4 protein-coding genes and 1 pseudogene are annotated in these 2,435 nt (G+C 63.7%); all 5 read left to right on the forward strand.

All coding sequences use genetic code 11. The features are described from left to right. A pseudogene (locus DM995_RS22270) lies at nucleotides 1–868 on the forward strand (chromosome segregation protein); the annotation flags it as partial. A 190-nt stretch (nucleotides 869–1,058) separates the two neighbouring features. Further along, a complete protein-coding gene (locus tag DM995_RS09145; RefSeq protein ID WP_232824241.1) occupies nucleotides 1,059–1,250 on the forward strand; it encodes a BrnT family toxin in 192 nt (63 codons plus the stop codon). Beyond that, nucleotides 1,210–1,494, forward strand: coding sequence for a BrnA antitoxin family protein (locus DM995_RS09150; protein ID WP_116969225.1), 285 nt, complete (start codon nucleotides 1,210–1,212; stop codon nucleotides 1,492–1,494). Before DM995_RS09145 ends, DM995_RS09150 begins: the two co-directional genes overlap by 41 nt. A 143-nt stretch (nucleotides 1,495–1,637) precedes the next feature. Further along, nucleotides 1,638–2,078 (forward strand): hypothetical protein, encoded by a 441-nt coding sequence (locus DM995_RS21235; RefSeq protein ID WP_023839005.1) that lies wholly within the window; start codon nucleotides 1,638–1,640, stop codon nucleotides 2,076–2,078. Continuing rightward, the coding region (locus DM995_RS09165) for a GAF domain-containing protein (RefSeq protein ID WP_232824243.1) at nucleotides 2,078–2,435 on the forward strand (358 nt) is incomplete at its 3' end. The genes DM995_RS21235 and DM995_RS09165, both read left to right, overlap by 1 nt.

Consider the following 2,435-nt stretch of genomic DNA (forward strand, 5'->3'; position numbering starts at 1 on the left):
CGAGCGACTCGCTGCAGCGACCGGCGAGACGCTCGCCCTGGCGCGCGAGCAGCGCGCCGGAGCGAGCGCGCGCGCCGAGCATCAGGACCAGCGCCGGATCGAGCTCGCGCAAGGCTGTGGCGAGCGCTTCCAGTGCCCGCCCCCTCTGCTGCCCGACCGCTTTGCTTTCGACCCAGCCACGGTCGAACCGGCAGAAACCGAAGCCGCCGAGCATGAGCGTCTGCATCAGGCGCGCGAAAGGCTCGGCGCGGTCAACCTGATCGCCGCGGACGAGCTCGCCACGCTCGAAACCGAAATGGCGACGATCCGCGAGGAGCATGACGAACTGGTCGAGGCGATCGCCAGGCTGCGCGGCTCGATCGGTGCGCTCAATCGCGAGGGCCGCCAGCGCCTGCTCGCCGCCTTCGAGACGGTGGACGGGCATTTCCGCACGCTGTTCGCGCGGCTGTTCAACGGCGGCAAGGCGCATCTCGAACTCATCGACAGCGACGATCCGCTCGAAGCCGGGCTCGAGATCATGGCGCAGCCCCCGGGCAAGCGCCTGTCCTCGCTCACCCTGCTTTCGGGCGGGGAGCAGGCGCTGACGGCGGTGGCGTTGATCTTCGGGCTGTTCCTCACCAACCCCGCGCCGATCTGCGTGCTCGACGAGGTCGATGCGCCGCTCGACGATGCCAATATCGACCGGTTCTGCGACCTGCTCGATCACATGGCCGTAGTCACCGACACCCGCTATTTGATCGTCACGCACAATGCGGTGACGATGAGCCGCATGCACCGCCTGTTCGGCGTGACGATGGTCGAACAGGGGGTCAGCCGCCTCGTCTCGGTCGACCTGGGCGGCGCAGAGCGGCTGCTGGCGATGGAATAGGTTGACGCGGCGGGTTTTTGTAGTTACAAAAAAGCATCGACCCACTTATCTCTGGAGGCTCCCCATGCGTTTCAACATCTTGATGCCGCCATCCGGCATCATTGCCAGGAACTCGCGAGATGAAGGTCTTCTTCGATAGGGTTAAGCGTGAAAAAACTTTGAACGAGCGCCAGCTCGATTCAACGAGATCATGAACGGTCCGACTTTCACGCAAGAGGACACACGTCATGATTATCCGGAAAGCCGTTTTCAAACTTACGGACTCTTGGATGGAAGATTGGTCATGGTAGCGTGGACTCCGGTCCCGCAAGGCGCTCGTGTCATCTCGATGAGAAAATGCAATGACCGAGAACAAGCCAAATTTACCAGCCGGTTGGGATGATGACGACCTTCCCGAATGGACCGACGATCAGTTTGATCGAGCCGAGTTCAGGATCGGAGACAAGCTCGTCCGCCCTGCCGATGGTACCCTCACCCGCCCAGGCCGGCCCAAATCGGACAATCCCAAGCAGCAGGTGACGCTCAGGCTCGACCGTGCGGTGCTCGAGGGCTTTCGCGCAACCGGTCCGGGCTGGCAGAGCCGGATCAATGCCGAATTGCGCAAGGCATTGAAGCTCAAAGATTAACATGGCGCCGTCTCGCGCTTGAACAAATGTCCAGGCGCGTGCGCGCTGTCACACACTATTGTCCCGAATATGGCAAATCAGCGGTTAACGGCGCTTGACATGGGCCGTTACCGATAGGACCATTTTGGCGGGGACGATCGATAATGCCAGAATCACATTCGGACGCGCTTTCCGAACTGCGCGCCGCCAACCTGCACCTGCAGGCGACTATTGACGGCCTGCGCCAGGCCCTTGAAGCAGCGGCCAGCGATGCCGACCGGCGGATCACCCGCGCGCAGTCCGAAGAGGCGGCCCGCCTTGCCGACCTGACCACCACCATCCAGCAGATGCGCGACCAGATGGAAGCGCAGCAGCGCGCGCACGACCAGGCGCTGCAGGCCGAAAGGGCCGCTGCCCAGGCCGAGATCGCCCAGCTCAAGGGCAGTATCGACGCGCTGCGGCTGACGCTCGATGGCGAGCGCACCGCCGCCGAGCGGGCGCGGGCACGCCAGGAATCCGATCATGCGCTCGAACGCCAGGCGCTTCAGCAACAGATCCAGGCGCTGCGCGATCGGATGGAAGAGATGACGAGGGAACAGGCCTGATGAGCGTGACCACCGATACCCTGGCGCGGCCGATGACCGAAAGCCAGCGCGCTGCCGCGCTGCGCCGCACCGAGGTGCTGCTCGAGGTCACCCGCAAATGCGCGACGATGACGCAGATCGACGGCGTGCTGGCGATGCTGGTCGAACTCACCTCGCGCGAGCTCGATTGCGATCGCGGCACCCTGTTCCTCAACGACCCCAAGACCGGCGAACTCTATTCCCGTTTCGCCCAGGGCAGCCAGAGCCTGGAAATCCGCATCCTCAACACTTCGGGGATCGCGGGCCACGTGTTCCAGACCGGCGAATCACTGCTGGTCGAGGACGCCTATGCCGATCCGCGCTTCAACAGCACGGTCG

This window comes from Blastomonas sp. UPD001 (assembly GCF_003426715.1).
Lineage (GTDB): Bacteria > Pseudomonadota > Alphaproteobacteria > Sphingomonadales > Sphingomonadaceae > Blastomonas.